General features: G+C 63.9%; 3 protein-coding genes. All 3 read left to right on the top strand.

Annotated features, from left to right (window positions below):
• On the top strand, nt 1-977 hold a 977-nt coding region (locus PSTU_RS0103425), incomplete at its 5' end, for a carboxyl transferase domain-containing protein (RefSeq protein ID WP_019339641.1).
• Nucleotides 978-1,031: 54 nt separating this feature from the next.
• Nucleotides 1,032-1,835, top strand: coding sequence for a gamma-carboxygeranoyl-CoA hydratase (locus tag PSTU_RS0103420; protein WP_019339640.1), 804 nt, complete (start codon nt 1,032-1,034; stop codon nt 1,833-1,835).
• On the top strand, nt 1,832-2,728 hold an 897-nt coding region (locus PSTU_RS0103415), incomplete at its 3' end, for a biotin carboxylase N-terminal domain-containing protein (protein WP_019339639.1). The genes PSTU_RS0103420 and PSTU_RS0103415, both read left to right, overlap by 4 nt.

The raw sequence follows: 2,728 nt of genomic DNA, 5'->3' as shown, positions 1-2,728 counted from the left end.
TCTCCCCCGCCGCCCCGCCGCTGGTAAAGGCGGCGACCGGCGAAGTGGTAACGGCGGAGGATCTGGGCGGTGCCGACGTGCACTGCAAAACCTCGGGCGTGGCTGATCATTACGCCGAGAATGACGAACACGCGCTGGCCATCGCCCGGCGCTGCGTCGCCAACCTCAACTGGAAGAAGCTTGGCCAGGTGCAGCCGCGCCAACCGCGTGCGCCTCTCTATGCAGCGGACGAGCTTTACGGCGTGATCCCCGCGCAATCCAAGCAACCCTATGACGTGCGCGAAGTCATCGCGCGGCTGGTGGACGGAAGCGAGTTCGATGAATTCAAGGCGCTGTTCGGCACCACGCTGGTGTGCGGCTTTGCCACGCTGCACGGCTACCCGATCGCGATTCTGGCGAACAACGGCATTCTGTTTGCCGAAGCCGCACAGAAAGGCGCGCATTTCATCGAACTGGCCTGCCAGCGCGGCATCCCGCTGCTGTTCCTGCAGAACATCACAGGCTTCATGGTTGGGCAGAAGTACGAAACCGGCGGCATCGCCAAGCATGGCGCCAAGCTGGTTACGGCAGTGGCCTGCGCTCAGGTGCCGAAATTTACCGTGGTCATCGGCGGCAGCTTTGGCGCGGGCAACTACGGCATGTGCGGTCGCGCCTACGATCCTCGATTCCTGTGGATGTGGCCCAATGCGCGCATTGGCGTGATGGGTGGCGAGCAGGCCGCAGGGGTGCTGGTTCAGGTCAAGCGCGAGCAGGCCGAGCGCAGCGGGCAGGCCTTCTCCGAGCAGGACGAAGCGCAGCTCAAACAACCGATTCTCGAGCAATACGAGCATCAGGGGCATCCCTACTACTCCAGTGCGCGACTGTGGGATGACGGTGTTATTGATCCGGCGCAGACGCGCGACCTGCTGGGCCTGGCAATCTCGGCGAGTCTCAACGCGCCGATCGAACCGACCCGGTTCGGCGTATTCCGGATGTAAGGCCCGCGACAGAGCGCAGTACTGACCGCTGGCTGGCTCGTATAGGAGAAGCAGATGACCGATTTCCAGACCATCGAATTGAACAAAGACGCGCGCGGCTTCGCCACCCTGTGGCTCAACCGACCGGAAAAGAACAACGCCTTCAACGCCGAAATGATCCGCGAGCTGGTACAGGCAATCGACACGGTACAGGCGGACAAAAGCCTGCGCTTCCTGCTGCTGCGCGGCCGCGGCAAGCATTTTTCGGCCGGGGCGGATCTGGCCTGGATGCAACAGTCGGCGAAGTTGGATTTCGATGCCAACCTCACCGACGCTCGCGAGCTGGCCGAACTGATGTACAGCCTCTACCACCTCAAGCTGCCAACATTGGCGGTGGTGCAAGGCGCAGCGTTCGGTGGTGCGGTCGGGCTGGTGGCCTGCTGCGACATGGCCATCGGTGCGCATGACGCACTGTTTTCCCTCTCCGAAGTGCGCATCGGCCTGGCACCCGCGGTGATCAGCCCCTTCGTGGTCAAGGCCATGGGCGAACGCGCCACACGCCGCTATGCCATGACAGGTGAACGCTTCAGCGGGGAGCGCGCCCGCGACCTCGGCCTGTTGTCCGAGACCTACGCCGCCGCCGAGCTGGACGACGCCTTGCACAGCTGGCTCGACAACCTGTTGCTCAACAGCCCGCAGGCCATGCGCGCCAGCAAGGATCTCTTACGCGAAGCCGCCAGCATCTCACTGAGCCCGGCGCTGCGCCGCTACACCGAAAATGCCATTGCGCGCATACGGGTCAGCCCCGAAGGACAGGAAGGCCTCAATGCCTTTCTGGAGAAGCGCAAACCCAATTGGACGCAGGAGCCAGAACAATGATAACTACCCTGCTGGTCGCAAACCGGGGCGAAATCGCCTGCCGCGTGATGCGTACCGCCAAGGCCATGGGCCTCACCACCGTAGCCGTGCACAGCGCCATCGACCGCGATGCGCGGCATGCACGCGAAGCCGACATCCGCGTTGACCTCGGCGGTGCCAAGCCGGCCGACAGTTACCTGCTGATCGACAAGCTGATCGCCGCTGCCAAGGCCAGCGGCGCCCAGGCGATCCATCCCGGCTACGGCTTTCTTTCCGAAAACGCCGACTTCGCGCGTGCCATCGACGACGCAGGCTTGACCTTCCTCGGCCCGCCTGCCTCGGCCATCGACGCCATGGGTAGCAAATCGGCGGCCAAGGCACTGATGGAAAAGGCCGGCGTGCCGCTGGTGCCCGGCTATCACGGCGAAGCCCAGGACGTGGAAACCTTCCGCGTCGCTGCAGAAAAGATCGGCTACCCGGTATTGCTCAAGGCCACTGCAGGCGGTGGCGGCAAAGGCATGAAGGTGGTCGAGCGCGAGGCTGATCTGGCCGAGGCGCTGCAATCGGCCCAGCGCGAGGCGCAGTCGTCGTTCGGCGACTCGCGCATGCTGGTCGAGAAATACGTCCTCAAGCCCCGTCACGTCGAGATCCAGGTGTTCGCCGATCAGCACGGCAACTGCCTCTACCTCAATGAGCGAGATTGTTCGATCCAGCGCCGCCACCAGAAGGTCGTCGAGGAAGCGCCCGCGCCGGGTCTCTCCGCTGAGCTGCGCCGGGCAATGGGCGAAGCCGCCGTCAAGGCTGCGCAGGCCATCGGCTACGTTGGCGCCGGCACGGTCGAATTCCTGCTCGATGCCCGTGGCGAATTCTTCTTCATGGAGATGAATACCCGTCTGCAGGTTGAGCACCCCGTC

Origin of the sequence: Stutzerimonas stutzeri SDM-LAC, assembly GCF_000235745.1 — a bacterium.
Taxonomy (GTDB): Bacteria; Pseudomonadota; Gammaproteobacteria; order Pseudomonadales; family Pseudomonadaceae; genus Stutzerimonas; species Stutzerimonas stutzeri_H.
The sequence above is the reverse complement of the archived record's forward strand: the minus strand, read 5'-3'. Positions and strand labels throughout refer to the sequence as shown.

What these genes read in the sequence shown, in the direction of transcription:
- PSTU_RS0103420 (WP_019339640.1), top strand. Translation starts at nt 1,032, where the DNA reads ATGACCGATTTCCAGACCATCGAATTGAACAAAGACGCGCGCGGCTTC.